The organism is Mycobacterium sp. URHB0044 (genome assembly GCF_000620625.1).
In the GTDB taxonomy this organism is placed as follows: Bacteria; Actinomycetota; Actinomycetes; order Mycobacteriales; family Mycobacteriaceae; genus Mycobacterium.
On record NZ_JIAW01000012.1, the window covers coordinates 122,306 to 146,731 of the forward strand.

General features: G+C 66.0%; 33 protein-coding genes. 29 read left to right on the top strand and 4 right to left on the bottom strand.

The window, feature by feature from the left end; translation table 11 throughout:
* Positions 1-29 precede the first annotated feature (29 nt).
* Positions 30-503, bottom strand: coding sequence for a hotdog fold domain-containing protein (locus tag N536_RS0123185; protein WP_029115793.1), 474 nt, complete (start codon positions 501-503; stop codon positions 30-32).
* 362 nt (positions 504-865) lie between these two features.
* Between N536_RS0123185 and rpsJ the strand changes: the two genes are divergently transcribed.
* The 15 genes from rpsJ (at position 866) to N536_RS0123260 (ending at position 13,024) form a co-directional block, all read left to right on the top strand.
* Positions 866-1,171 (top strand): 30S ribosomal protein S10, encoded by a 306-nt coding sequence (gene rpsJ / locus N536_RS0123190; RefSeq protein WP_003883485.1) that lies wholly within the window; start codon positions 866-868, stop codon positions 1,169-1,171.
* Positions 1,172-1,184: 13 nt separating this feature from the next.
* A complete protein-coding gene (gene rplC, locus N536_RS0123195; RefSeq protein ID WP_029115794.1) occupies positions 1,185-1,838 on the top strand; it encodes a 50S ribosomal protein L3 in 654 nt (217 codons plus the stop codon).
* Positions 1,838-2,494 (top strand): 50S ribosomal protein L4, encoded by a 657-nt coding sequence (gene rplD / locus N536_RS0123200; protein WP_029115795.1) that lies wholly within the window; start codon positions 1,838-1,840, stop codon positions 2,492-2,494. Before rplC ends, rplD begins: the two co-directional genes overlap by 1 nt.
* Entirely contained in the window at positions 2,494-2,796 is a 303-nt protein-coding gene (gene rplW / locus N536_RS0123205; protein ID WP_029115796.1) for a 50S ribosomal protein L23, read from the top strand. The genes rplD and rplW overlap by 1 nt, the downstream gene beginning before the upstream one ends.
* Before the next feature lie 30 nt (positions 2,797-2,826).
* Positions 2,827-3,663 carry a 50S ribosomal protein L2 gene (rplB, locus tag N536_RS0123210; protein WP_029115797.1) on the top strand — a complete coding sequence of 279 codons (837 nt, stop codon included), beginning with the start codon at positions 2,827-2,829 and terminating at the stop codon, positions 3,661-3,663.
* Positions 3,664-3,674: 11 nt separating this feature from the next.
* Entirely contained in the window at positions 3,675-3,956 is a 282-nt protein-coding gene (gene rpsS, locus N536_RS0123215; RefSeq protein ID WP_011558433.1) for a 30S ribosomal protein S19, read from the top strand.
* Positions 3,956-4,474 (top strand): 50S ribosomal protein L22, encoded by a 519-nt coding sequence (gene rplV, locus N536_RS0123220; protein ID WP_036437336.1) that lies wholly within the window; start codon positions 3,956-3,958, stop codon positions 4,472-4,474. The genes rpsS and rplV overlap by 1 nt, the downstream gene beginning before the upstream one ends.
* A complete protein-coding gene (gene rpsC, locus N536_RS0123225; RefSeq protein WP_029115799.1) occupies positions 4,474-5,316 on the top strand; it encodes a 30S ribosomal protein S3 in 843 nt (280 codons plus the stop codon). Before rplV ends, rpsC begins: the two co-directional genes overlap by 1 nt.
* 2 nt (positions 5,317-5,318) lie before the next feature.
* On the top strand, positions 5,319-5,735 hold the full coding sequence (gene rplP / locus N536_RS0123230) for a 50S ribosomal protein L16 (protein ID WP_029115800.1): 417 nt from the start codon (positions 5,319-5,321) through the stop codon (positions 5,733-5,735).
* Positions 5,735-5,968: a 50S ribosomal protein L29 gene (rpmC, locus tag N536_RS0123235; RefSeq protein WP_029115801.1), complete on the top strand. Its 234-nt coding sequence runs from the start codon at positions 5,735-5,737 to the stop codon at positions 5,966-5,968. Before rplP ends, rpmC begins: the two co-directional genes overlap by 1 nt.
* Complete coding sequence (rpsQ, locus tag N536_RS0123240; protein ID WP_029115802.1) at positions 5,968-6,276, top strand: 30S ribosomal protein S17; 309 nt, start codon at positions 5,968-5,970, stop codon at positions 6,274-6,276. The genes rpmC and rpsQ overlap by 1 nt, the downstream gene beginning before the upstream one ends.
* Positions 6,277-6,410: 134 nt before the next feature.
* On the top strand, positions 6,411-8,363 hold the full coding sequence (locus N536_RS0123245; protein ID WP_064751582.1) for a hypothetical protein: 1,953 nt from the start codon (positions 6,411-6,413) through the stop codon (positions 8,361-8,363).
* Positions 8,360-9,883: a hypothetical protein gene (locus N536_RS0123250; protein WP_051574715.1), complete on the top strand. Its 1,524-nt coding sequence runs from the start codon at positions 8,360-8,362 to the stop codon at positions 9,881-9,883. The genes N536_RS0123245 and N536_RS0123250 overlap by 4 nt, the downstream gene beginning before the upstream one ends.
* On the top strand, positions 9,880-11,352 hold the full coding sequence (locus N536_RS0123255; RefSeq protein ID WP_036437339.1) for a glycosyltransferase: 1,473 nt from the start codon (positions 9,880-9,882) through the stop codon (positions 11,350-11,352). Before N536_RS0123250 ends, N536_RS0123255 begins: the two co-directional genes overlap by 4 nt.
* Positions 11,345-13,024 carry an ABC transporter gene (locus N536_RS0123260; RefSeq protein ID WP_029115806.1) on the top strand — a complete coding sequence of 560 codons (1,680 nt, stop codon included), beginning with the start codon at positions 11,345-11,347 and terminating at the stop codon, positions 13,022-13,024. The genes N536_RS0123255 and N536_RS0123260 overlap by 8 nt, the downstream gene beginning before the upstream one ends.
* On the opposite strand, the gene N536_RS39265 is transcribed toward N536_RS0123260, so the two are convergent.
* Entirely contained in the window at positions 13,021-13,755 is a 735-nt protein-coding gene (locus tag N536_RS39265) for a TetR/AcrR family transcriptional regulator (RefSeq protein ID WP_369798462.1), read from the bottom strand. The genes N536_RS0123260 and N536_RS39265 overlap by 4 nt on opposite strands.
* A 54-nt stretch (positions 13,756-13,809) precedes the next feature.
* Here N536_RS39265 and N536_RS0123275 point away from each other — a divergent pair, with 54 nt between their 5' ends.
* The 14 genes from N536_RS0123275 (at position 13,810) to rplO (ending at position 23,011) form a co-directional block, all read left to right on the top strand.
* Positions 13,810-14,496 carry a DUF2306 domain-containing protein gene (locus tag N536_RS0123275; protein WP_036437342.1) on the top strand — a complete coding sequence of 229 codons (687 nt, stop codon included), beginning with the start codon at positions 13,810-13,812 and terminating at the stop codon, positions 14,494-14,496.
* A gap of 82 nt (positions 14,497-14,578) precedes the next feature.
* Positions 14,579-16,927 (top strand): arylsulfatase, encoded by a 2,349-nt coding sequence (locus tag N536_RS0123280; protein WP_155948696.1) that lies wholly within the window; start codon positions 14,579-14,581, stop codon positions 16,925-16,927.
* Positions 16,927-17,628, top strand: coding sequence for a hypothetical protein (locus N536_RS0123285; RefSeq protein ID WP_036437344.1), 702 nt, complete (start codon positions 16,927-16,929; stop codon positions 17,626-17,628). The genes N536_RS0123280 and N536_RS0123285 overlap by 1 nt, the downstream gene beginning before the upstream one ends.
* A 14-nt stretch (positions 17,629-17,642) precedes the next feature.
* Positions 17,643-18,572, top strand: coding sequence for a formylglycine-generating enzyme family protein (locus tag N536_RS0123290; RefSeq protein WP_029115810.1), 930 nt, complete (start codon positions 17,643-17,645; stop codon positions 18,570-18,572).
* A gap of 180 nt (positions 18,573-18,752) precedes the next feature.
* The gene (gene rplN, locus N536_RS0123295; protein ID WP_029115811.1) at positions 18,753-19,121 is read left to right on the top strand and encodes a 50S ribosomal protein L14; all 369 of its coding nucleotides are present in this window, start codon (positions 18,753-18,755) and stop codon (positions 19,119-19,121) included.
* Complete coding sequence (gene rplX / locus N536_RS0123300; RefSeq protein ID WP_029115812.1) at positions 19,122-19,439, top strand: 50S ribosomal protein L24; 318 nt, start codon at positions 19,122-19,124, stop codon at positions 19,437-19,439.
* A 2-nt stretch (positions 19,440-19,441) separates the two neighbouring features.
* A complete protein-coding gene (gene rplE, locus N536_RS0123305) occupies positions 19,442-20,014 on the top strand; it encodes a 50S ribosomal protein L5 (protein ID WP_029115813.1) in 573 nt (190 codons plus the stop codon).
* Positions 20,015-20,018: 4 nt separating this feature from the next.
* Complete coding sequence (locus tag N536_RS0123310) at positions 20,019-20,204, top strand: type Z 30S ribosomal protein S14 (protein ID WP_006245130.1); 186 nt, start codon at positions 20,019-20,021, stop codon at positions 20,202-20,204.
* A 100-nt stretch (positions 20,205-20,304) separates the two neighbouring features.
* Positions 20,305-20,703 carry a 30S ribosomal protein S8 gene (gene rpsH, locus N536_RS0123315; protein ID WP_029115814.1) on the top strand — a complete coding sequence of 133 codons (399 nt, stop codon included), beginning with the start codon at positions 20,305-20,307 and terminating at the stop codon, positions 20,701-20,703.
* Positions 20,704-20,713: 10 nt separating this feature from the next.
* A complete protein-coding gene (gene rplF, locus N536_RS0123320; RefSeq protein WP_029115815.1) occupies positions 20,714-21,253 on the top strand; it encodes a 50S ribosomal protein L6 in 540 nt (179 codons plus the stop codon).
* A gap of 3 nt (positions 21,254-21,256) precedes the next feature.
* Entirely contained in the window at positions 21,257-21,661 is a 405-nt protein-coding gene (gene rplR, locus N536_RS0123325) for a 50S ribosomal protein L18 (RefSeq protein WP_036437348.1), read from the top strand.
* A gap of 28 nt (positions 21,662-21,689) precedes the next feature.
* Entirely contained in the window at positions 21,690-22,382 is a 693-nt protein-coding gene (gene rpsE, locus N536_RS0123330; RefSeq protein ID WP_197040214.1) for a 30S ribosomal protein S5, read from the top strand.
* A 3-nt stretch (positions 22,383-22,385) separates the two neighbouring features.
* Positions 22,386-22,574: a 50S ribosomal protein L30 gene (gene rpmD / locus N536_RS0123335; RefSeq protein ID WP_029115818.1), complete on the top strand. Its 189-nt coding sequence runs from the start codon at positions 22,386-22,388 to the stop codon at positions 22,572-22,574.
* A complete protein-coding gene (gene rplO, locus N536_RS0123340; RefSeq protein ID WP_029115819.1) occupies positions 22,571-23,011 on the top strand; it encodes a 50S ribosomal protein L15 in 441 nt (146 codons plus the stop codon). The genes rpmD and rplO overlap by 4 nt, the downstream gene beginning before the upstream one ends.
* Positions 23,012-23,083: 72 nt before the next feature.
* Here the strand turns inward: rplO and N536_RS0123345 are convergent, their stop codons facing one another.
* Entirely contained in the window at positions 23,084-23,425 is a 342-nt protein-coding gene (locus N536_RS0123345) for a hypothetical protein (protein ID WP_029115820.1), read from the bottom strand.
* Between the two features lie 61 nt (positions 23,426-23,486).
* Positions 23,487-24,413: an LLM class flavin-dependent oxidoreductase gene (locus N536_RS0123350; RefSeq protein ID WP_029115821.1), complete on the bottom strand. Its 927-nt coding sequence runs from the start codon at positions 24,411-24,413 to the stop codon at positions 23,487-23,489.
* Positions 24,414-24,426: the final 13 nt, after the last annotated feature.

The window sequence follows — 24,426 nt, forward strand, 5'->3', positions numbered from 1 at the left end:
AGATTCCGTCGCGGATCGCTGAAGGGTGATTAGGCGGGCGTCACCCAGGTGGTGATGTCGGCGTGGACGACCTCGCTGCCCGATCGGTCCACGACGCTCACCGGGACGACGATCTCCGTGCCGTCGGTGATCGCATCGAAGTCCGGCGGATCGAGGCGCGCGATGGCTCGCAGCGACGTGGTGGCCTTCGCGAGGTACTGCACGTTCATCGCCTTCGGGATCCAGCGGTGGCTCGTCGGCACGGTGGCCTCCATCAGCATGCCCATCGCCATCTCCGCCGCATTGCACGACGCGATGGCGTGCACGGTGTGCAGGTGGTTGTGCACGAAGAACCACTTCGGCACGTCGACCTCGGCGAAGCCCGGCTCCATGCGCCTGACGTGCGGAAGCACCGAGGCGAAGTACGGCACGCGCGCCACGGCCGCCAAGGAGAACAGGCGGCTGCCGCCGGGCCTGCCCGACAACTGCTGCCAAGCGCGATAGGTGGAGGTCTGCGCGGCCATGACGGAGTACCTTACTCTGGAGTAAGAACCGCTGGTGCGACGGTCGGCCGCCCGATGGCCAGAGATTTGGATGAGGCCCAGATCTGAGGCATACTGTTCGGGTTGCCTTGAGCCGGGTTCGCCTGGCCGGGCATCCGACCAGCGCCCTCACGGGCGCATCCGGTCCCAACCTTCGAGCGTGACGGATTTCCGCCGCGAGCGAGCGTGCGCTAGGGCGACACACCCGAGCGCGGGGGTCGGTGAACATACGACAGGTAAACAGCGGCGGCATAGCCAGCGCGCTGTCCGAGGGAACCCCCACGGGCACGCGCACGAAGACCAGGCCCGAGCACGGGTCCGTTAGTAGTGAGGTAGGAGAAGGCGTGGCGGGACAGAAGATCCGCATCAGGCTCAAGGCCTACGACCACGAGGCGATTGACGCCTCTGCGCGCAAGATCGTCGAGACGGTCACCCGGACGGGAGCAAGCGTGGTCGGACCAGTGCCGCTGCCGACCGAGAAGAACGTGTATTGCGTCATTCGGTCCCCGCACAAGTACAAGGACTCGCGGGAGCACTTCGAGATGCGCACCCACAAGCGACTCATCGACATTCTCGACCCGACGCCGAAGACCGTTGACGCCTTGATGCGCATCGATCTGCCGGCAAGCGTCGACGTCAACATCCAGTAGGAGACCCAGAGAAATGGCTAGAAAAGGCATTTTGGGCACCAAGCTGGGCATGACGCAGGTGTTCGACGAGAACAACAAAGTCGTCCCGGTGACGGTCGTCAAGGCCGGCCCCAACGTGGTGACCCGCATCCGTACCCCCGAGGTCGACGGCTACAGCGCCGTCCAGCTCGCCTACGGCGAGATCAGCCCGCGCAAGGTGAACAAGCCGGTCACCGGTCAGTTCGCCGCCGCAGGCGTCAACCCGCGCAGGCATCTGGCCGAGCTGCGGCTCGACGACGAGACCGCTGCCGCCGAGTACGAGGTGGGCCAGGAGCTCACCGCCGAGATCTTCGTCGACGGCAGCTTCGTCGACGTCACGGGGACCTCGAAGGGCAAGGGTTTCGCCGGCACCATGAAGCGTCACGGCTTCAAGGGCCAGGGCGCCGCGCACGGCGCCCAGGCGGTGCACCGTCGTCCCGGCTCGATCGGTGGCTGTGCCACCCCGGGCCGCGTCTTCAAGGGCACCCGCATGTCGGGCCGGATGGGCACCGACCGGATCACCACGCAGAACCTGGTGGTGCACAAGGTCGATGCCGAGAACGGCGTGCTGTTGATCAAGGGCGCCATCCCCGGCCGTACCGGCGGACTGGTGATGGTCCGCAGTGCCATCAAACGAGGTGAGAAGTAATGGCCGCCAAGAAAATTGACGTTCGTACCCCGGACGGCAAGACCAACGGCAGCGTCGAGCTGCCCGCTGAACTGTTCGACGTGGAGCCCAACATCGCGTTGATGCACCAGGTCGTCACCGCACAGCTGGCCGCCAAGCGTCAGGGCACCCACGCGACCAAGACGCGCGCTCAGGTCTCCGGCGGCGGCAAGAAGCCGTACCGGCAGAAGGGCACCGGCCGCGCCCGCCAGGGTTCGACCCGCGCACCGCAGTTCACCGGTGGTGGCGTGGTGCACGGCCCGCAGCCGCGCGACTACAGCCAGCGGACCCCGAAGAAGATGATCGCCGCCGCACTGCGCGGGGCGCTTTCGGATCGGGCCCGCAACGACCGGATCCACGCGGTGACCGAGATCGTCGGCGGTCAGACGCCCTCGACCAAGAGCGCCAAGTCGTTCCTCGCGTCGCTGACCGAGCACCGCAAGGTGCTGGTCGTCATCGGCCGCAGCGACGAGGTCAGCACCAAGAGCGTGCGGAATCTGCCTGGCGTGCATGTCATCTCGCCGGATCAGCTCAACACGTACGACGTGCTCGACGCCGACGACCTGGTGTTCAGTGTCGAGGCGCTCGATGCCTACATCAGCTCGAACACCAAAGCTGCTGAGGAGGTTTCGGCCTGATGGCGAACATCACTGACCCCCGCGACATCATCTTGGCTCCGGTCATCTCGGAGAAGAGCTACGCGCTGATCGAAGACAACGTGTACACGTTCGTCGTTCACCCCAGCTCGAACAAGACGCAGATCAAGATCGCCATCGAGAAGATCTTCAACGTCAAGGTCGACTCGGTGAACACTGCCAACCGGCAGGGCAAGCGCAAGCGCACCCGCACCGGCTTCGGACAGCGCAAGAGCACCAAGCGCGCCATCGTCACGCTGGCCGCCGGCAGCAAGCCGATCGACCTGTTCGGAGCACCGGCGTAGCCGGCGGAAGTACAGAGGACTTAGACAGACATGGGAATTCGCAAGTACAAGCCGACGACTCCGGGTCGCCGCGGCTCCAGCGTCTCCGACTTCGCCGAGATCACTCGGTCGACGCCGGAGAAGTCGCTGGTTCGCCCGCTGCACGGCAAGGGCGGCCGCAACGCGCATGGTCGAATCACCACCCGGCACAAGGGCGGTGGCCACAAGCGCGCCTACCGGGTGATCGACTTCCGTCGCCACGACAAGGACGGCGTCAACGCCAAGGTCGCGCAGATCGAGTACGACCCCAACCGCACCGCCAACATCGCGCTGCTGCACTTCGTCGATGGCGAGAAGCGCTACATCATCGCGCCGCAGGGCTTGGTCCAGGGCGCGGTCGTGGAGTCGGGTGCCAACGCCGACATCAAGCCGGGCAACAACCTGCCGCTGCGCAACATCCCGGCAGGCACCGTGATCCACGCCGTCGAGCTGCGGCCCGGCGGTGGCGCCAAGCTGGCCCGTTCCGCCGGTGTGAGCATTCAGCTGCTCGGCAAGGAAGGCACCTACGCCTCGCTGCGCATGCCGTCCGGTGAGATCCGTCGCGTCGACGTGCGCTGCCGCGCCACCGTCGGCGAGGTCGGCAACGCCGAACAGGCCAACATCAACTGGGGCAAGGCCGGCCGCATGCGGTGGAAGGGCAAGCGCCCCACCGTTCGTGGTGTCGTGATGAACCCGGTCGACCACCCGCATGGTGGTGGTGAGGGCAAGACCTCCGGTGGTCGCCACCCGGTCAGCCCGTGGGGCAAGCCGGAAGGCCGCACCCGCAAGCCAAACAAGCCGAGCGACAAGCTCATCGTCCGACGCCGGCGCACCGGCAAGAAGCGCTAGGGGAGTAGCCGATGCCACGCAGCCTGAAGAAGGGCCCGTTCGTCGACGACCATCTGCTCAAGAAGGTCGACGTACAGAACGACAAGAACACGAAGCAGGTCATCAAGACCTGGTCGCGTCGGTCGACCATCATCCCCGACTTCATCGGTCACACCTTCGCCGTCCACGACGGTCGCAAGCACGTGCCGGTGTTCGTCACCGAGGCGATGGTTGGACACAAGCTGGGCGAGTTTGCCCCCACGCGGACGTTCAAGGGTCACATCAAGGATGACCGGAAGAGTAAGAGGCGCTGATGTCGAAGAGCACTGACATCCTCGAATACCCGTCCGCGACAGCAGTTGCGCGCTTCACGGGGATCTCGGCGAGCAAGGCACGCCGGGTGATCGACCTGGTGCGCGGCAAGCCCGTGGCCGAGGCCCTCGACATCCTGCGGTGGGCACCGCAGGACGCGAGCGAGACCGTCGCGAAGGTCATCGCCAGTGCGGCGGCCAACGCGCAGAACAACGACGGGCTCGATCCGTCGACCCTGGTGGTCGCCACCATCCACGCGGACGAGGGCCCGACCGCCAAGCGCATCCGTCCCCGTGCCCAAGGGCGCGCGTTCCGGATTCGCAAGCGCACCAGCCACATCACCGTGATCGTCGAAAGCCGGCCACCGCGGGAAGGCGGCGCCAAGAGCGCGTCCGCCAGCGCAGCCCGCGCGCGCCGCGCCCAGGGCAGCAAGGCCGCCGCGACCAAGGCGCCGGCCAAGAAGGCCGCTGCCAAGAAGGCGACGACTGAGACCTCTGATTCGAAGGGAGGCTCGGAGTAGTGGGCCAGAAGATCAATCCCCACGGCTTCCGCCTCGGCATCACGACCGACTGGAAGTCCCGGTGGTACGCCGACAAGCAGTACTCGGATTACGTCAAGGAAGACGTCGCGATCCGCCGTCTGCTCGCAACGGGTCTCGAGCGCGCCGGCATCGCCGACGTGGAGATCGAGAGGACTCGCGACCGAGTCCGTGTCGATATCCACACCGCGCGGCCGGGCATCGTCATCGGACGCCGCGGCACCGAGGCCGACCGCATCCGGGCCGACCTGGAGAAGCTGACCAAGAAGCAGGTGCAGCTGAACATCCTCGAGGTGAAGAACCCCGAGTCGGTGGCTCAGCTGGTGGCCCAGGGTGTCGCCGAGCAGCTGTCCAACCGCGTCGCGTTCCGCCGCGCCATGCGCAAGGCGATCCAGTCGGCGATGCGCCAGCCCAACGTCAAGGGCATCCGCGTGCAGTGCTCGGGCCGCCTCGGCGGCGCCGAGATGAGCCGCTCGGAGTTCTACCGCGAGGGCCGCGTTCCGCTGCACACCTTGCGTGCCGACATCGACTACGGCCTGTACGAGGCCAAGACGACGTTCGGCCGCATCGGCGTGAAGGTCTGGATCTACAAGGGCGACATCGTCGGTGGCAAGCGTGAGCTGACCGCCGCCGCTCCCGCAGGGGCCGACCGTCCGCGTCGCGAGCGTCCGACCGGTGCCACCCGTCCGCGCCGCAGTGGCGCGTCGGGCACCACCGCGACGAGCACCGAAGCGGGTCGCGCAGCCACCGAGGAAGCGCCCGCAGCTGATACATCGGCAGCCACCACTGAGGCTCCGGCAGCCGCTGAAACCACGGAGAGCTAGTCATGTTGATTCCCCGCAAGGTCAAGCACCGCAAGCAGCATCACCCTCGTCAGCGTGGCATCGCCAGCGGCGGCACGACGGTGAGCTTCGGTGACTACGGCATCCAGGCTCTGGAGCACGCCTACATCACCAACCGGCAGATCGAGTCCGCTCGTATCGCCATCAACCGGCACATCAAGCGTGGCGGCAAGGTCTGGATCAACATCTTCCCCGACCGGCCGCTGACCAAGAAGCCCGCAGAAACCCGCATGGGTTCCGGTAAGGGCAGCCCGGAATGGTGGATTGCCAACGTAAAGCCCGGCCGCGTGCTCTTCGAGCTGAGCTACCCGGACGAGAAGATCGCCCGCGACGCCCTGACCCGTGCAATTCACAAGTTGCCGATCAAGGCCCGCATCGTTACCCGAGAGGAGCAGTTCTGATGGCAGTGGGAACGTCGCCTGGTGAACTGCGCGAACTGACCGAGGACGAGCTGACCTCCCGTCTGCGTGAGTCGAAGGAAGAGCTCTTCAACCTTCGCTTCCAGATGGCGACCGGACAGCTGGCCAACAATCGTCGGCTTCGCATTGTGCGTCAGGAAATCGCACGCGTGTACACCGTGTTGCGCGAACGTGAGTTGGGTCTGGCATCCGGACCCGTTGGTGAGGATTCGTAATGGCAGACAACAGCACTGAGGCCAAGGGCCCGAAGCACACGCCACGCACCGAGAAGCCGCGCGGTCGTCGCAAGACCCGCATCGGCTACGTGGTGAGCGACAAGATGCAGAAGACCATCGTGGTCGAGCTCGAAGAGCGCACGAAGCACCCGCTCTACGGCAAGATCATCCGCACCACCACCAAGGTGAAGGCGCACGACGAGAACGGCATCGCCGGCGTCGGCGACCGGGTGTCGCTGATGGAGACCCGGCCGCTGTCCGCGACCAAGCGGTGGCGTCTCGTCGACATCCTCGAGAAGGCCAAGTAATACAGGCTCGCCCTTTTTGCGAGCAGACGAAGAAGTCCCCCAAAGCCACGGTTTTGGGGGACTTCTTCGTATCTGCGGTCTGATCCTCACCAATTCGCCTCCGGCAGCGTCAATTGCGGCTTACGATCGCGATCGTGAGAATCGCGGACAATGGTGTCCGGCAATTAGTCGGTTTCGCCCTGGTGTTGATAGGCCTCTTGCCACTCGTCGTAATGCCCGTTGCCACAGCGGTTCCCGGCGATGGCGGGCAACTGGCGGACGCTCCGACGTTGAGCCTGACCGCGGTGGGTTCCGACGACGCGTTTGCGTTGTACGGTCTGCGGGGTATCCAAACGCTGACGATACCGGTGCCGGACGGCTTGACACCATCGTCGTTGAACATGCTCGTCGAACTTCCCGTCGGGGTCCGCGGTGGCAATCTGCTTGTGACCCAAGACGATCGGAGCATCTCGCGGACTCCGCTGCCAACGGACTTCCAGGCGCCCCTCAACGTTCCGCTGACCGGTGCCGAAGTGGTGGACCATGCCGTAACCGTGCAGTTGCGCAGCTACCTCGATCCACTTGACGGCTACTGCCTCTACGACCCGATCGTCCCGTTGCGACTCAGCAACGCATCGGTGAGTTTCGCCGGAACCGAAGTGGCGCCTCGTGTCGTCGCCGATTTCCTGCCGCCGGTCTTGAGCGCCCTGACTTTGTTCGTCCCGTCCGCACCGACTCGAGCGGAGGCCGATGCTGCGGTTCGGATGACGACCGCGGTGGTGGCCCACTACGGCAAGCAGCCGGTCCTCGTCCGCGTCGCGGCGCTGGAGGGCGACGTCATCCCGCCGACACCCGCCGGACCGTTCGAACGTCAGGTCGTGATCCGCGAAGGTCCGGACAGCGGTGTCTCGCTGCGCGGCAATGGCGGCGTTCCGGCACTGCTGATCGGGGGTCCCGCCGGGGACCTGGCCAACCAGACTCGGCTGCTCTCGAGTGACATGTCGCGGCTCGCGCTGGCATCGAAAGCCGTTGCAGGACCGTTGAAATCCGTGCCCCAGCTAACCCCCGATCAGACCACGTTGCGAGCCTTGGGCCAACCCGGTGTCAACGCGGTCGGACTGGCGCCGCAGGTGGCGCTCGGTCTGGACCAGACGCGCCTCGGCCGGTCGGCGCGCGACGTCCGTGTTCACCTTCAGGGCTCCTACACTCCGCTACCACCCGGCATCGGTGGCGAGTTGGTGGCCAGCGTCGGCGGTCAGACGATCGACCATTGGGCAACCGACGCCAGCGGCTCCATCGACCGGTGGGTAGGCGTCCCCGACGGGATGTTGGAGCGCTACACCAATCTGATCGTGGCGCTCAACATCTCCGGCAACACCGGCCGGTGTGGCGAGTTTCAGCCGTTCACGCTGACGATCGACGGTGACAGCGCAGTCACCAGCGTGGTCGCGAATCCGCCACTACCACAGGGTTTCCAGTCGCTTCCGCAGGCCTTCCTACCGCGGGTTGCTGTCGGGGTCGACGACCATTCATTCGAGGATGTCGCGCGGGCCGTGACCATCATGGCCGGGCTGCAACGGTTGGGTGCGCTACCGATCGATACCGCGGTGATGTCCGTCCAAGACGCGGTAGCGGCGAAGGATCCGGCGGTTCTCGTAGCGGCTACCGGCTGGACTGACCAACGCATCACCCTGCCAGTCGCGAATTCGGCTGCTGGCGAGCTGAAACTGACCGGCACGGACGGTGGCGAACCACAGACCGTGACACTCGATCCGGTGATCGAATATGGGTCGTTACAAACGGTTTTCGACGGTCGTCGGACGGTGCTGGTCGCCACGTCGACCGGAAAGCCGAAGCAGCTCGACGTGCTTCTGGACTGGCTCAACGCCGATTCCCGGCGATGGGCGCGTCTCTCGGGCGACGCCGCGCTGTCCGTTCCCGACCGCGATCCCTTCACCGTGAGTGCCAGCCCTCCCGTCGCCCAAGAAGACCTGGCGCTGCAGAGTGGATCGCCGTCGCTGTGGTGGATCGCTGCGGCGTTGGGCGCGGGTCTGCTCGTTGCCGCCGCGCTGCTCGTCGTGCGCCTGCGTCACCGCAGCCAACCATGACAGCAACGGCCGAGGTGCGGCCCAGCCGCCTTGCGGCCACCCTGTCGCGTTACTACGAAGTCCATCCCAGCTACCGGTTGATCGTTCGCTGGACGTTGATTGCGGTGCTCACCGCGGTCGCTTTTCGCGAAAGCTTCTACAGCATCGGGGTGACCGCGCACGTCGACGGCATCGGCGGCTACGTCTGGACGGTGCCGACCGTTGCGATCCTGGTGGCGATCGGAGTGGCCCGCCACAACCGCACGGAATTGCCGATCCACGATCGTCAGACCGACATCATCGTCGGAACGATGGGCCTCATCCTCGCATTGCTCATCGAGGCCGTCCTCCTGCCACGGTACGAGCTGTACTTCCACCTGCTCCGGCTCGATCTGCTGGCGATGTGGTTGTTCGTGCTCAGCTGCTGCATCGTGTTGTTCGGCCTGCGTCCGGTCGCGAGGTTCGCCTGGGTGTGGGCCATGATGTTCATGCTCTTCGCGCTGCCGTACTACCTCATGGTGATCTTCCTGGGCGGCGGAACGTTCGCCGCGGGCGCCGTCACATTGATGATCGCGGGCGTTGGCACCGGCATCGCGACGGGTCGGACCGTCCGGCGCGGACTGGTGGGTTCGTTGGCCTCCTGGGCCGTCGGATTCGCCGTCCTCGGGGCGATCGCCGTCTTCTTCACCGACGCGCCGATGGTCGTCTACCAAGAGGTGCCACCGGTAACGGCCATCGTCGTGGTCGGCCTCGCGATGTTTCTGGGCTCGCGTCGGGGAATGCCGAAGCGGGTGCTAGACCGCAAGGTCGAACCGCTTGCAGCGAAGCAAGTTTGGGCGGGGGTGCCGCTGGTGATCGGCGTTGCCATCGTACTTTCCCTCATCCACCTACCGACGCAGGTGACCATCGTCCCGATCGACAGGGCCAGTCCGGGTCAACTGGTCGCCGGCCAACCCGTCGCCGCGCCGCCAGGATGGGCGACCGTGAAGCGGCAGAACTATACCGACATGAAGCGGCTGTACGGCGACGGCGCCGTCCTGGTAAGGCAGTGGATGACGCCGCTCGCCGGAGATCCCCGATTCGACAAGTTCTCCCGGCCACGAACCGTCGTGGTCGACAGTCTGGTGTCTCATCGTCCATACACCTTCGGGGTCTACCCCGGCCGGGTCCTGTATGGCCTGACCGGGGCACGGTTCAGTGCGGCGAGGGAGGTCGATCTCGGGATGGGTGTCACGGGACGAATGGTCTCGGTGATCGACGACGACTTGTTGGTGACGTGGAATTCCGTCCAGTTCGCGTGGGGGGACAAAGAGATAGCCCAGCGTTTCGCCATCTTCGCCGTCGACAACCACGACCCGGGCGCACCGTTTCCCGAACCTTCCGCCGAGCTGGCGCCGGCCGTACGGACGTTGATCACCTTGCTGTTTCGGGGCAACGCCGTGCTGGAAGCGAAGGACTCGTCGTTCAAGGACGCCGACCTGCTCACCGAGTTCGGACACGCCTTCGTGGCGGCGCAATTCGAAGCCTCGAGGGCGCGATGAGCACGGGATTCGAGCGTCCGTCGCCGGACGCGGTCACCGACGCGGAACGCGAGTACTTCCTCGGACGGGCCGTCGACAGCCTGCGCGACCATGATCCGGTCAGTTCTGCTTCGACCCCGGTGCTCGGTTGGCAGCGGTGGCTGCTGTGGTCGTCGTTGATCGTGCTGGTCGGGTTCGTGGTCTGGCAGCCGATGGGAACCGCGGTAGTCCTGGTCGGCGTCTGCACATTCGGCTATGTCCTCACGATGGTGGACCGGCTGATGATCTTCCGGGTAGGACTTGCCTCCCGCGCCATCGTGGTCACCGACGAAGAGGCCAGGGCGATACCGGACGCAGAGTTGCCGCCGTACACGATTCTCGTTCCCGCGTACAACGAGCCGGAGGTGGTGGGCGATCTCATCGGGGCGATGGCCGCGCTGGACTATCCGCGCGATCGTCTTCAAGTGCTGTTGCTGCTCGAAGCCGACGACGAGGTGACCATCGCCGCTGCCAAGGGCACCGCCTCCTCCGACGCCATCACCACCGTCCTCGTTCCCCCCGGCGAACCACGCACGAAACCCAAGGCCTGCAACTACGGTTTGTACTTCGCCACGGGTGACATCGTCACCATCTACGACGCCGAGGACCGACCGGAACCGCTTCAGCTTCGTCGCGTCGTCGCTGCCTTCCGTAGCCTTCCAGACACCACCGCGTGCGTACAGGCCAAGCTGGTCTACCACAACGGGCACCAGAACATGTTGACTGCGTGGTTCACCGCCGAATACCGATTGTGGTTCGGGTACCTACTGCCTGGAATGATGCGGACCGGATCGCCGATTCCGTTGGGCGGCACGTCGAATCATCTCCGTCGGGATGTCCTTGACGAGATCGGCGCATGGGACCCGTTCAACGTCACCGAGGACGCCGATCTCGGCCTGCGCATCGCGGCAAGCGGATACCACACGGCCGTAATCGATTCCAGCACGCTCGAAGAAGCCAATAGCGACGGGATCAACTGGATCCGGCAGCGTTCGCGGTGGTACAAGGGCTACCTGCAGACCTGGCTGGTGCAGATCAGGCGACCGCGGCAACTGCTGCGAACCATCGGTCTGCGCAGCTTCATCAGGTTCAACCTCGTGCTCGCCGGCACGCCGATCATCGCGGTCCTCAACCTCGCGTTCTGGTTGCTCACCATGGTCTGGTTCCTGGGTCAGCCCGCCGTGGTCGAAGCCGTATTCCCTTGGTACATCTACTTTCCTGCGTTGGTGGCGTTGATCTTCGGCAACGCCGCGACGCTGTACATGAACCTGATCACGCTGCGCGAAGACGACCGAGCCGATCTCCTGTTCGCCGCGCTGACCGTTCCGGTGTTCTGGTTGATGATGAGCGTCGCCGCGGCCAAGGGCTGCTATCAACTGATCCGCAACCCGTCGTACTGGGAGAAGACCGTGCACGGTCTGACTGAGCCGCCCGACGACGCCGATGCGTAGCCAGTCGCGCCGCACGCTGAAGGTGGCGGCCTTCAGCGCATCGCTGCTGGTGTATCTGGCGGTCGGATACTGGCTGCAGGTGCGGCACGGCTTCATCATCGGCGACGCGCTGTCGCGCGTGTCGGCTGCCCAGGCCGTGCTGTTCAGCCGCGACCCGCACCTGGCAGCCATCGGCTTCATCTTCACCCCGCTCACCGCGATGGTGCAGATCCCGGCGATCGCCGTCAGCCCGCTCTGGCCGGACATGGCGGTGCGCGCATTCTCGGGGTCAATGATGTCGGCGGTGTTCATGGCCGGTGGCGTGGTCCAGATCCTCGGCATGGGTACCGACCGCGGCCTGCCGCGTGCCTACGTGCTGACGATCACCGCGCTCTTCGCGCTCAACCCGATGATCGTCTTCTACGGCTCCAACGGGATGAGCGAGGCGCCCTTCATCTTCTTCATGTCGTGGGCGGTTCGCAGGCTGATCATGTGGATGGCCGACGACGACGTCCATCACCTGATCACCGCCGGTGGCATTGCGATGGGGCTGGCCTACCTGACCCGATACGACGCCGTCGCGTGCATCGCCGCCGCGGGCGTGCTGGTGGGTGTGACAACGTATCGGCGGGCCAAGCCGCCGCCGCGGGTGCGGCGGGCGCTGCTGGATTCACTGATGGTCAGCGGTCCCGGCTTCACGGCGTTCATCGGCTGGGCTGCGGTCAGCTGGCTGATCACCGGCGAGGCGTTCGCACAGTTCACCTCCCAGTACGGCAACACCGCGATCCTCGAGCAGTCCGGTCAGACGGCGCCCGACTTCGGTGCCGGATTGCTCTTCGCCGTCGTCTGCATCTCGCTGTTGGCGCCGACCCTGGTGCCCATCGCGGCTTGGGGCGTCGTCCGCAGGTGGGGTCGGCCGAACTGGCAAGTGCTGTTGGTTCCCGTCGCGATTTATGGTGCGGCGCTGGCATTTCAGGCATACAGCTTCGCATCCGGGGCGACCTTCCCGTTCCTGCGCTTCTACATCGTCGCGATACCGCTCACCGCGTGCCTGGCCATCCTCGCGGTGCCGGACGGGCAACTCGTCCCGGCCACCCGCCGCGGAAACTATGCTCCGGCACCGGCGGAGCCGGCAAGGCCATCGCGTGCGGCGTGGGCCGCGTACGTGCCCGTGGCGGCGGCGTTCGCGCTGGCCGTTCCGTTGACCGCTTGGGGGATGGGTCAGCAGAAGTACGCACCGCAGGAGTACGCGCTGGGGGCGGTGCTTGCGCCGGGCGTCGATAGCGTCAGCGAGCGCAAGGCGCTCGAACGCCGCATCGCCGCGACCTTCTCGACCGAACGGGCGATCGCGCGCTACTTGGACGACCTGAATCTTCCGGAGAGCTCGGTAATCACCGATACGGTCTACGGATTCGCCATCCTCGCCGCGTCACGGCATCCCAAGGTCTTCGTGGTGCCGTCAGATCCGGACTTCACCTCCCTGCTCAACGCTCCGACGGAGAACGGAATCAGATACCTGCTGTCCGTTCCGGCGAGTGGGCGGGGCCGGTCGGACGCCCTCAACCTGCGGTATCCGACGTTGTACGACACCGGCGCCGACGTTGCGACGTTGGAGCTGGAGATTCCCAATGACGGTGACAATCAGCCGACGTGGCGGTTGTACCGGGTCAACGAGCCGGTGGTGTCGAGCTAAGTCCTGCGTTGGATTCGCGCGTCGATGCCGTCGAGCAGGAGCGTCAACCCGGAATGAAGGGCGGCCCGATGGTCGTCGGCCGCTTCGTCGGACCCCGCGTCGAATACTCCGGCGTCGAGCGCTGCGGCCAACGCGGGGAAGCGCTTGGGTTCGACCACCTTTCTGAGCAGATCGGGGAACTCGCCGAAGTCGGACGGGCCCGCTTCGATCGCCAGTGCTGCCGCGCCACGAACGAAGTGCAGCACCGCCATCACGGCCGCGAATTCGTCGTGCTCGCCCAATCCCGTGCCGGCGAGCGCGGCCAGCCCGGCGTCCAGCCATGCCACCTGCCCCGGATCCGCGGGCGGTCCGGCCGACGCCGCTTGCAGGATCCAGGGATGCTGATGGTAGACGTCCCACAGGCCGTCCGCCCAATCGCTCAGGGCAGCACGCCAATTCGGTTCTTCTCGACTCGGCGGTGGCGGCCCTGGTCCCGCGGAGAGCATGAAGGTCACCAACTCGTCCTTATTCGCGACGTGTCGGTAGAGCGACATGGTGCCGCAGCCCAGTCGCTCGGCGAGCCGGGCCATCGACAGTGCACCGAGGCCGTCGGCATCGGCCAATTCGATTGCCGCAGCGACGATGCGATCGCGGCTCAAGCCGCGGTTGCGCCGTGGCGGTTTGGGCTCCTGCCAGAGCGCGGCCAGTGCACGGGGCAGCGGCGTCTCGTCGCTCGTATCGCCGGCCATCATCTGGTCACCTTAACGTCCGTGCAAACCGGACGCGTATGCCATACGCTAATGCGTATGACATACGCAAAGCGCTCGTCGGGCCGGAAACTGCTTGCGCCCGCACTCGCCGTCGTCGTGACGGGCTTCCTCGCGTTCTCGCTGCCGCCCTACTTCACCGGCGGGACCCGTGTACCTGCGACGTTCGGACTGCACTACCCGCTGCTGGTGGCTCACGTGATGCTGGCGAGCGTGGCGATGGTATGCGCGGTGGCGCAGATCTGGCCGGGGCTGCGACATCGCCATCCTCGCCTGCATCGCCGGGCCGGTCGGGCATACGTGTGCACGGCGATCCCGGCGGCCGCGTGCGCAATGGTGATCGGCGCGGCGACCCCCTTCGGCCCCATCCTTGCCGTCGGCAACGTCGTGCTGTCGGCACTGTGGCTCTGGTTCACGATCAACGGCTACCTGGCGGTCAGACGAGGACGCATCGCCGAGCATCGCCGCCACATGATTCGCAGCGCGACGCTGGCGCTGTCGATCATCACCAATCGAATCTGGACGCCTGTGTTGTTCATCGGACTGCACCCATTGCAGGACAGCGCCTTCGGCGGCAGCGAGGAACACTTCACCTGGGTGGTCGCCGGTCTCGGAGCCTGGCTGGGATGGAGCATTCCACTACTTGCCGTGCAGTGGTGGCTCACCCGCAAACCCGATGTGGCGCCGTCGTCAATTTCGAGGTCGCCGGGCGCGTTGCGGGTGTAACCTCGCCGCGACCGTCGAGGACGGGTGATCCACCGAGCGGGACGAGGCGTGGATGGCTGGGGCGAGCGAAGCGACGGGAAGAATGACGGAATTCAACGGCAAGATCGAACTGAACATCCGTGACTCCGAGGCGGACTGGGGCCCCTACGCTGCGCCGACCGCGCCGCCCGATGCACCCAACGTGCTCTACCTGGTGTGGGACGACACCGGCATCGCGACCTGGGACTGCTTCGGCGGACTGGTCGACATGCCGAACATGTCTCGCATCGCCGATCGCGGGGTGCGCCTTTCGCAGTTCCACACCACCGCACTGTGCTCACCGACGCGCGCGTCCCTGCTCACGGGTCGCAACGCCACCACGGTGGGAATGGCCACCATCGAGGAGTTCACCGACGGCTTCCCGAACTGCAACGGCCGAATCCCCGACGACACGGCACTGCTGTCGGAGGTGCTCGCCGAACGCGGCTACAACACGTACTGCGTCGGCAAGTGGCACCTGACTCCGCTGGAAGAATCCAATCTCGCTGCCACCAAACGGCATTGGCCGCTCGCGCGCGGCTTCGAACGCTTCTACGGCTTCATGGGCGGGGAGACCGACCAGTGGTATCCGGAACTGGTCTACGACAACCATCCGGTGCCCCCGCCTGCCACACCCGAGGAGGGTTATCACCTCTCGAAGGACCTCGCGGACAAGACGATCGAGTTCATACGCGATGCCAAGGTGATCGCTCCCGACAAGCCGTGGTTCTCCTATCTGTGCCCTGGCGCGGGCCACGCGCCCCACCACGTCTTCAAGGAATGGGCCGACGAGTACGCCGGACGCTTCGACATGGGTTACGAGCGCTATCGGGAGATCGTGCTGGAGAACCAGAAGCAGCTGGGCATCGTGCCCCAGGACACCGAGTTGTCGCCGATGAATCCCTACCTCGACGTGAAGGGACCGAACGGCGAATCGTGGCCGTTGCAGGACACCGTGCGGCCATGGGGCACGCTGAACGACGAAGAGCGCAAACTCTTTTGCCGGATGGCCGAGGTGTTCGCCGGTTTCCTGAGCTACACCGACGCGCAGATCGGTCGCATCCTGGACTACCTCGAGGAATCCGGCCAGCTGGACAACACCATCATCGTCGTCATATCCGACAACGGAGCCAGCGGCGAGGGCGGGCCGAGTGGGTCGGTCAACGAGGTGAAGTTCTTCAACGGCTACATCGACACCGTCGAGGAGAGCATGCGGTTCTTCGATCGGCTGGGTGGACCGGACACCTACAACCATTACCCGATCGGGTGGGCGATGGCCTTCAACACGCCCTACAAGCTGTTCAAGCGCTACGCCTCGCACGAGGGCGGCATCGCCGATACCGCAATCATTTCCTGGCCCAACGGAATCGACGCACACGGCGAGGTTCGCGACAACTACGTCAACGTCTGCGACATCACTCCGACCGTCTACGAACTGCTCGGCATCGAGCCGCCCGAGGCCGTCAAGGGCATCACCCAGAAGCCGCTCGACGGAGTGAGTTTCAAAGCCGCCCTTGCGGATCCGGCCGCCGACACCGGCAAGGACACGCAGTTCTACACGATGCTCGGCACCCGCGGAATCTGGCACCAGGGCTGGTTCGCCAACACCGTGCACGCCGCGAGCCCCGCCGGCTGGTCCAACTTTCCCGCCGACCGCTGGGAGCTCTACCACATCTCCTCCGACCGCAGCCAGTGTCACGACCTGGCCGGCGAGCAGCCCGACAAGCTCGAGGAACTCAAGGCGCTGTGGTTCTCCGAAGCCGACAAGTACAACGGACTTCCGCTGGCGGATCTGAACTTCTTCGAGACCCTGACGCGGTGGCGGCCCTACCTCGTCGGCGATCGGAAGAACTTCACCTACTATCCGGGCACCGCGGAGGTGGGCATCGGCGCTGCGGTGGAGTTGCGCGGCCAATCGTTCTCGGTGCTGGCCGAAGTCGACGTCGAGAACGCAGACGCGGAGGGAGTGCTCTACAAACAGGGCGCAGGCCACGGCGGCCACGTGCTGTTCGTTCGGGACGGCCGGCTGCAGTACATCTACAACTTCATGGGCGAAGAGGAACAAGCCGTGTCGGCGCCGGAGGAGATTCCCTTGGGCAGCCACGTCTTCGGCGTCCGATTCGAGCGGACCGGCACCATCGAGGGCGCCCACACCCCAGTCGGAGACGTCTCGCTCTACGTCGACGGTGCGATCGTCGCGGCCAGATCGGGCGTGCGGACCCATCCCGGCAGCTTCGGCCTTGCCGGTGGCGGCGTGGCCGTCGGCCGCAACACCGGCCAGCCGGTGTCCAGTACCTACAAGGCGCCGTACGCCTTCACCGGGGGCACGATCGCTAAGGTGGTCGTAGACATCTCGGGTACGCCGTACGTCGACGTAGAGCGAGAACTTGCGCAGGCATTCTCTAAGGACTGATGAAGCTCTGGCGATCGACGACCATCGCGATCACGTGTGTGGCGGTGGCCGTGACGTCGGCGTGCGTGCGGACCAGCGAGGGCGTTCCGATGGCGGATTCGTCTGCCCCCGCGACCTCGACCTCGACGTCGCGCCCGAGCACCGCGGCGCCGACCACTGACAACGATCAGGGGCCGCCCGGAATCGTCCCCACCACCCAGGTGCCAGTGCCCGCCGGCGCCATCACCTGCCCGATGCCGAACCGGTCCGGCGTCATGATCACCGCGACCACGGCCGACCCGGGAGCGCCTCAGATCATGGTGGCCGTGCCACCGGGCTGGAAGTCCTCGACCGGCTCGGGCGCCGTCGGCGCACGGATGGAGGGGCCCGACGGCCTGTCGGCGGTCGTCACGATCGCTCCCACCGACCTCGATCCCGCCGCGGCCTTCCGCGACTACACCGACAAGCTCATGGCGCAGTCGGCGGTCAGCTCCGTCAGCATCCTGCCCGGCGAACTGTGCGAGTACAGCGGCCAGAAGCTGATGGGCGCGTGGTCGGACACACCGCAGAACTCCATCGAATTCATCGACCGCATCGTGCACGTCTGGACCAACACGACGAACTATCTGGTGTCCGTCCACGTCCAGGCGCCCACCGGCGTTCATGGTCTCGATGCGGCGGGGGAGCTGCTGACCGAGGACTTCGAGGTCAGGATCCCCTGACCTACCATCGAGCCATGCTGACCGACCTGGTCGAGCTGCCTGGCGGAGCCTTCCGCATGGGCTCGACGAGCTTCTATCCCGAAGAGGCGCCGATCCACACCGCCGCCGTCGGCGCGTTCGCGATCGAACGGCACCCGGTGACGAACGCCCAGTACGCCGAATTCGTCGCGGCGACGGGCCACGTCACGGTCGCCGAGCAGGCGCTCGACCCAGCGCTGTACCCCGGCGTGGCGGCCGAAGATCTGGCGCCCGGTGCCCTGGTGTTCCGTCCCACGCCGGGACCGGTCGATCTGCGGGACTGGCGACAGTGGTGGGACTGGGCGCCCGGCGCGTGCTGGCGCCATCCGTTCGGCGAGGGCAGTGGGATCGCCGACCGCATGGATCATCCCGTCGTGCAGCTCGCCTACACCGACGCGTCGGCGTACGCACGCTGGGCGGACCGGCGTCTGCCGACGGAGGCGGAATGGGAGTACGCCGGCCGGGGTGGGGCGAGCACGACCTACGCCTGGGGTGACGAGATGATGCCGGACGGCCGGCTGATGGCCAACACGTGGCAGGGCCGGTTCCCGTACCGCAACGACGGAGCGCTGGGCTGGGTCGGCACCTCGCCCGTCGGCACGTTCCCGCCGAACGAGTTCGGGCTGCTCGACATGATCGGCAACGTGTGGGAGTGGACCACTTCAAGATTCCAGCCGTACTCCGTCCATCACCAGCCGGAGGCGACGAAGGGGTGTTGTACGCCGTCTATCGGAGGGCAGGAGCGAAGCGACCCGGGAAATGTGGGCGCGGTGCCCGACCCGGCCGTCAACCAGACGCTCAAGGGCGGCTCGCACCTGTGCGCGCCGGAATACTGTCAGCGTTATCGGCCCGCGGCGCGATCCTCGCAGTCGCAGGACAGCGCGACGACGCACATCGGTTTCCGCTGCGTGGTGGGGGCTGATTGAACCGATCGCGGGGCGACCAGCAGCGATTTGGTGCATTCCCCGTGCTCACCTAGTATGTAGGGGTTGCCTTGGGCAGACCTCGGCTGGCTTCCGTCAGCCCTGCGTGCCCTTCGGTGACGAAGACCGAGTACGACGAGCGACTTCTTGCTGCTTGCCGTGCACACAATTCGAGGAGATCGAGTGATTCAGCAGGAATCGCGGCTGAAGGTCGCCGACAACACGGGCGCCAAGGAGATCTTGTGCATCCGCGTGCTCGGTGGCTCGGGTCGGCGCTACGCCGGCATCGGTGACGTCATCGTCGCGACCGTCAAGGACGCCATCCCCGGCGGCAACGTCAAGCGGGGCGACGTGGTCAAGGCCGTCATCGTCCGCACCGTCAAGGAGCGCAGGCGTGCCGACGGCAGCTACATCAAGTTCGACGAGAACGCCGCCGTCATCATCAAGGCCGACAATGACCCGCGTGGTACCCGCATCTTCGGGCCGGTCGGCCGCGAATTGCGCGAGAAGCGCTTCATGAAGATCGTTTCGCTTGCCCCGGAGGTGCTGTAAATGAAGGTGCACAAGGGTGACACCGTCCTGGTCATCTCTGGCAAGGACAAGGGCGCCAAGGGCAAGGTCCTGGAGGCCTACCCGACGCGCAACAAGGTGCTGGTCGAGGGCGTCAACCGGATCAAGAAGCACACCGCCATCTCGCGCAACGAGCGTGGCGCGCAGTCCGGCGGCATCGTGACGCAGGAAGCGGCGATCCACGTGAGCAACGTGCTGGTGGTCGACTCCGACGGCAACCCGACGCGAATCGGCTACCGCGTCGACGAGGAGAGCGGCAAGAAGGTCCGCGTCTCCAAGCGCAACGGCAAGGACATTTAGGCATGACCACCGCAGAAACCACCGAGAAGACACTGCCCCGCCTGAAGCAGCGCTACCGCGAAGAGATCAAGGACGCGCTCAACACGCAGTTCGGCTACGACAACGTCATGCAGATCCCCGGCGTGGTCAAGGTCATCGTGAACATGGGTGTCGGCGACGCCGCCCGCGACGCGAAGCTGATCAACGGCGCGGTCAACGACCTGGCACTGATCACCGGTCAGAAGCCCGAGGTCCGCAAGGCGCGCAAGTCCATCGCCCAGTTCAAGCTGCGCGAGGGCATGCCGATCGGCGCCCGCGTGACGCTGCGCGGCGACCGGATGTGGGAGTTCCTCGACCGACTGGTGTCGATCGCGCTTCCCCGAATCCGTGACTTCCGTGGCCTGTCGCCCAAGCAGTTCGACGGCAACGGCAACTACACCTTCGGGCTGGCCGAGCAGTCGGTGTTCCACGAGATCGACGTGGACAGCATCGACCGGCCCCGCGGCATGGACATCACCGTCGTCACCTCGGCGACGAACGACGACGAAGGTCGTGCGCTGCTGCGTGCACTGGGCTTTCCGTTCAAGGAGAACTGAGCAGATGGCAAAGAAGGCTCTGGTCAACAAGGCCAACAAGAAGCCCAAGTTCAAGGTCCGTGGTTACACCCGTTGCAACAGGTGCGGCCGCCCCCACGCCGTGTACCGCAAGTTCGGCCTGTGCCGAATCTGCTTGCGGGAGATGGCACATGCCGGCGAACTGCCCGGCGTGCAGAAGTCCAGCTGGTAACAGCCAAATCAATGAACCAACTTAGAAAAGGCACGCAGCAGGCCCTCCCAGAGCACGACATGGGCCCGGGAACCGCTGCGAGGAAGGTGAGCTGGCTGTCATGACCATGACGGACCCGATCGCAGACTTCTTGACACGTCTGCGCAACGCCAATTCGGCGTACCACGACGAGGTGACGCTGCCGCACTCGAAGATCAAGGTGAACATCGCCTCGATCCTCAAGTCGGAGGGTTACATCACGGATTTCCACACCGAGGATGCTCGGGTTGGCAAGTCGCTCGTGGTGCAACTGAAGTACGGCCCGAGCCGTGAACGCAGCATCGCGGGCCTGCGCCGGGTGAGCAAGCCCGGTCTGCGGGTGTACGCAAAATCCACCAATCTGCCGCGGGTGCTGGGTGGCCTGGGCGTGGCGATCATCTCCACGTCCTCTGGCCTGCTCACCGATCGCCAGGCAGCACGACAAGGCGTGGGCGGCGAAGTCCTCGCTTACGTGTGGTGAGGGAGTAGACATGTCGCGCATTGGTAAGCAACCGGTCCTGGTTCCAACCGGGGTCGACGTCACGATCGACGGACAGAACGTGTCCGTCAAGGGCCCGAAGGGCTCACTGGCACTCGCCGTCGCAGAGCCGATCTCGGTGACGCGCAACGACGATGGCGCCATCGTGGTGGCCCGCCCCGACGACGAGCGGAACAACCGCTCGCTGCACGGGCTGTCCCGCACGCTGGTGGCCAACCTGATCACGGGTGTCACCGAGGGTTACACCACGAAGATGGAGATCTTCGGCGTGGGTTACCGCGTGCAGCTCAAGGGCAACACCCTGGAGTTCGCGCTCGGCTACAGCCACCCGGTGATCATCGAGGCCCCGGAAGGCATCACCTTCGCGGTCGAGACGCCCACCAAGTTCTCGGTCTCCGGAATCGACAAGCAGAAGGTCGGCCAGATCTCGGCGAACATCCGCCGCCTGCGCCGCCCGGACCCGTACAAGGGCAAGGGCGTCCGCTACGAGGGTGAGCAGATCCGCCGCAAGGTCGGAAAGACAGGTAAGTAAGACATGGCTGCGAATACTGATACCGCGAAGCGGAAGCCGGTCGGACAGAACATCTCCGAGACCCGTCGGGTGGCCCGGCTGCGCCGGCACGCCCGCCTTCGCAAGAAGGTGGCGGGCACTGCGGAGACGCCACGTTTGGTGGTCAACCGTTCGTCGCGGCACATCCACGTCCAGCTGGTCGACGACCTGGAGGGCGTGACGCTCGCCGCTGCGTCGTCCATCGAGGCCGACGTCCGCGCCGTCGACGGTGACAAGAAGGCCCACAGCGTGCGCGTCGGTCAGCTGATCGCCGAGCGCGCCAAGGCCGCAGGCATCGAGGCCGTGGTGTTCGACCGGGGTGGGTACACCTACGGCGGTCGGATCGCCGCGCTGGCCGACGCCGCGCGAGAAGGCGGGCTCAAGTTCTGATGACTATTTCCAACGGAAGGACTGCATGATGGCCGAGCAGGCAACTGGTGCCGGCGGCGGTCCGGCGACGTCCGACAACCGGGGCGGTGGCGGCGGGGGCCGCGACGGTCGCGATGGCGGCCGGGGTCGTCGTGACGACCGCGGTGGCCGCGGTGGCCGCGACGGTGGCGACAAGAGCAACTACATCGAACGCGTCGTCGCGATCAATCGCGTCTCCAAGGTGGTCAAGGGTGGTCGGCGGTTCAGCTTCACCGCCCTCGTGATCGTCGGTGACGGCAACGGCATGGTCGGTGTCGGCTACGGCAAGGCCAAGGAAGTTCCCGCCGCGATCGCCAAGGGCGTCGAAGAGGCACGCAAGGGCTTCTTCCGGGTTCCGCTGATCGGTGGCACCATCGTGCACCCGGTGCAGGGTGAAGCCGCCGCGGGCGTGGTCATGCTGCGCCCGGCCAGCCCCGGTACCGGCGTCATCGCCGGTGGCGCGGCGCGTGCGGTGCTGGAATGCGCTGGCGTGCACGATATTCTGGCCAAGTCGCTGGGCAGTGACAACGCGATCAACGTGGTGCACGCCACCGTTGCCGCGCTGAAGATGATTCAGCGCCCAGAAGAGGTGGCGGCCCGTCGTGGCCTGCCCATCGAGGACGTCGCCCCGGCAGGCATGCTGCGGGCCCGGCGTGAGAGCGATGCGCTGGCCGCCGCGGCCGCGCGTGAGGGATCGGCTTAAACCATGGCTGAATTGAAGATCACCCAGGTGCGCAGCACCGTGGGTGCACGTTGGAAGCAGCGCGAGAGCCTGCGGACACTGGGCTTGCGCAAGATCCGCCAGTCCGTGATCCGCGAGGACAACGCGCAGAACCGCGGCCTGATCGCCGTGGTGCACCACCTGGTGGAAGTTGAAGGGGTCGAATCCAAGTGACCATCAAGCTGCACGACCTGCGCCCCGCGAAGGGCGCGAAGACCGCCCGTACCCGCGTTGGTCGTGGTGAGGGCTCCAAGGGTAAGACCGCAGGCCGCGGCACCAAGGGCACCAAGGCGCGCAAGAACGTCCCCGCGACGTTCGAGGGTGGCCAGATGCCCATTCACATGCGGCTGCCGAAGCTCAAGGGCTTCCGCAACCGGTTCCGCACCGAGTACCAGGTGGTCAACGTCGCCGATCTCGATCGGCTGTTCCCCAAGGGCGGCACGATCGGTGTCGAGGAACTCGTGGCCTCCGGCGCGGTTCGGAAGAACACCTTGGTGAAGGTGCTCGGCGACGGCAAGCTGACCGTGAAGGTCGACGTCACCGCACACAAGTTCAGCGGCAGCGCCCGCGAGAAGATCACTGCTGCAGGCGGTTCGGCCACTGAGCTGTAACCCCTGAGCTGTAAAACTCAAGCGACGAGCCCCCGCACGCCACGGCGTGCGGGGGCTCATCCGTTTACGCCCTTACTGGCCCCACTCGAAGCAGCCGACGCCGGGCACGCAGCCACCGCCGCCGAGCGGGCCGCCGTGCCCGCACGCCCCGTCGGCAGTGCAGCCTCCGCCGCCCATCGGGCCGCCGGAGCCGCACGTTCCGTCGGCCGTACACCCGCTGCCGCCGCCGGCGTCGCCACTGCCGCAGACGCCGTTGGCGCAGCCGTCGCCGCCGGGGCTCTGGGGAATGGTGATGCTCGATGCGCCCGTCGCCACGGCGAAGGACTCTGCCGCGGCAATCGGTGCCGCGGCGATTGCCGTCGCGGCCACGCCCGCCATGAGGAGCGGGCCGAGGAATTTCAATTTCGCGATCATGATCGGGTTTACCACCAAGATCAGACGGTTAAACCACCTAATCTTCACTGAATTCCATGGCTTAGCCCAGCTGCGGAATCACGTCCGCGGCCAGCCGTTCCATCTGCTCGCGATCCTCGGCGACCGTCTGACCGACCGGGTTGAGCAGGATCATCTGCGCACCTGCGTCGACGACCTCCTGCAGACCACGGATGACGTCCGACGTGGTACCCGACACCGGTACCGCCTCGATGCCGGGCATCTCGCCGTAGATGCGGTGCAACCCGGCGACGACGCGTTCCCTGGCGCGGGCGGCGTCGTCGTCGATGGTCAGGTACACCCGCTTGCCGATGGTGAACTGAGCCGGATCCTTCCGTTGTTCCTCGAGTTCGCGGCGGGTGGTGGCGACCGCCGATACGAAGGCCTCCGTGGTGGACGACCCCGCGCCAAGGAAGGCGTCGCCAAGGCGCACCGCGCGGGCCAGCGCCTTGGGGGCGTTGGCGCCGAACCAGATCGGCGGATGGGGGCGCTGCACCGGTTTCGGCGTGATCGGCAGGTCGTCGACGTCGCGGAACCGGCCGTGGAACGTCACCTTCTCCTCGTCCGACCACGCCGCCTTCATCAACTCGACGCCCTCGGTGAAGCTGCTGATGAACGTCTTGCGTTCCACCCCAAAGGCGGCGAACTGACGGAATCCGCCGCCGGCGGCCACACCGAGGTCGAGCCTGCCGTGGCTAAGCCGGTCGACGGCCGTTGCGGTGGCGGCCAGTTGCAGCGGATCGTGCAGCGACGTCACCAGCGCCGCGACGCCCAGCCGCAGGCGCGTCGTGCACGCGGCGGCGTAGGCCAGCAGCTCCATGGGCGCGATCAACGGCGCAGCGCCGATGGTTTGCTCCAGCGTCCAACCACCTTCGAAGCCGAGGTCCTCGGCCCGGGTCACGTAGTCCTTGAACCCCGCCGCGTCGAAGCCGTCCTCGTCGCGCTGGGGGAGTGAAATCGAGAATCGCACCGGACCACGTTAC

Bases quoted from the DNA above. Each gene is read 5' to 3' on its own strand.
- N536_RS0123185 (WP_029115793.1), bottom strand. From the start codon at position 503: ATGGCCGCGCAGACCTCCACCTATCGCGCTTGGCAGCAGTTGTCGGGC.
- rplC (WP_029115794.1), top strand. From the start codon at position 1,185: ATGGCTAGAAAAGGCATTTTGGGCACCAAGCTGGGCATGACGCAGGTG.
- rplD (WP_029115795.1), top strand. From the start codon at position 1,838: ATGGCCGCCAAGAAAATTGACGTTCGTACCCCGGACGGCAAGACCAAC.
- rplW (WP_029115796.1), top strand. From the start codon at position 2,494: ATGGCGAACATCACTGACCCCCGCGACATCATCTTGGCTCCGGTCATC.
- rplB (WP_029115797.1), top strand. From the start codon at position 2,827: ATGGGAATTCGCAAGTACAAGCCGACGACTCCGGGTCGCCGCGGCTCC.
- rpsS (WP_011558433.1), top strand. From the start codon at position 3,675: ATGCCACGCAGCCTGAAGAAGGGCCCGTTCGTCGACGACCATCTGCTC.
- rplV (WP_036437336.1), top strand. From the start codon at position 3,956: ATGTCGAAGAGCACTGACATCCTCGAATACCCGTCCGCGACAGCAGTT.
- rplP (WP_029115800.1), top strand. From the start codon at position 5,319: ATGTTGATTCCCCGCAAGGTCAAGCACCGCAAGCAGCATCACCCTCGT.
- rpmC (WP_029115801.1), top strand. From the start codon at position 5,735: ATGGCAGTGGGAACGTCGCCTGGTGAACTGCGCGAACTGACCGAGGAC.
- rpsQ (WP_029115802.1), top strand. From the start codon at position 5,968: ATGGCAGACAACAGCACTGAGGCCAAGGGCCCGAAGCACACGCCACGC.
- N536_RS0123250 (WP_051574715.1), top strand. From the start codon at position 8,360: ATGACAGCAACGGCCGAGGTGCGGCCCAGCCGCCTTGCGGCCACCCTG.
- N536_RS0123255 (WP_036437339.1), top strand. From the start codon at position 9,880: ATGAGCACGGGATTCGAGCGTCCGTCGCCGGACGCGGTCACCGACGCG.
- N536_RS0123260 (WP_029115806.1), top strand. From the start codon at position 11,345: ATGCGTAGCCAGTCGCGCCGCACGCTGAAGGTGGCGGCCTTCAGCGCA.
- N536_RS39265 (WP_369798462.1), bottom strand. From the start codon at position 13,755: ATGATGGCCGGCGATACGAGCGACGAGACGCCGCTGCCCCGTGCACTG.
- N536_RS0123275 (WP_036437342.1), top strand. From the start codon at position 13,810: ATGACATACGCAAAGCGCTCGTCGGGCCGGAAACTGCTTGCGCCCGCA.
- N536_RS0123280 (WP_155948696.1), top strand. From the start codon at position 14,579: ATGACGGAATTCAACGGCAAGATCGAACTGAACATCCGTGACTCCGAG.
- N536_RS0123285 (WP_036437344.1), top strand. From the start codon at position 16,927: ATGAAGCTCTGGCGATCGACGACCATCGCGATCACGTGTGTGGCGGTG.
- N536_RS0123290 (WP_029115810.1), top strand. From the start codon at position 17,643: ATGCTGACCGACCTGGTCGAGCTGCCTGGCGGAGCCTTCCGCATGGGC.
- rplX (WP_029115812.1), top strand. From the start codon at position 19,122: ATGAAGGTGCACAAGGGTGACACCGTCCTGGTCATCTCTGGCAAGGAC.
- rplE (WP_029115813.1), top strand. From the start codon at position 19,442: ATGACCACCGCAGAAACCACCGAGAAGACACTGCCCCGCCTGAAGCAG.
- N536_RS0123310 (WP_006245130.1), top strand. From the start codon at position 20,019: ATGGCAAAGAAGGCTCTGGTCAACAAGGCCAACAAGAAGCCCAAGTTC.
- rpsH (WP_029115814.1), top strand. From the start codon at position 20,305: ATGACCATGACGGACCCGATCGCAGACTTCTTGACACGTCTGCGCAAC.
- rplF (WP_029115815.1), top strand. From the start codon at position 20,714: ATGTCGCGCATTGGTAAGCAACCGGTCCTGGTTCCAACCGGGGTCGAC.
- rplR (WP_036437348.1), top strand. From the start codon at position 21,257: ATGGCTGCGAATACTGATACCGCGAAGCGGAAGCCGGTCGGACAGAAC.
- rpsE (WP_197040214.1), top strand. From the start codon at position 21,690: ATGGCCGAGCAGGCAACTGGTGCCGGCGGCGGTCCGGCGACGTCCGAC.
- rpmD (WP_029115818.1), top strand. From the start codon at position 22,386: ATGGCTGAATTGAAGATCACCCAGGTGCGCAGCACCGTGGGTGCACGT.
- N536_RS0123345 (WP_029115820.1), bottom strand. From the start codon at position 23,425: ATGATCGCGAAATTGAAATTCCTCGGCCCGCTCCTCATGGCGGGCGTG.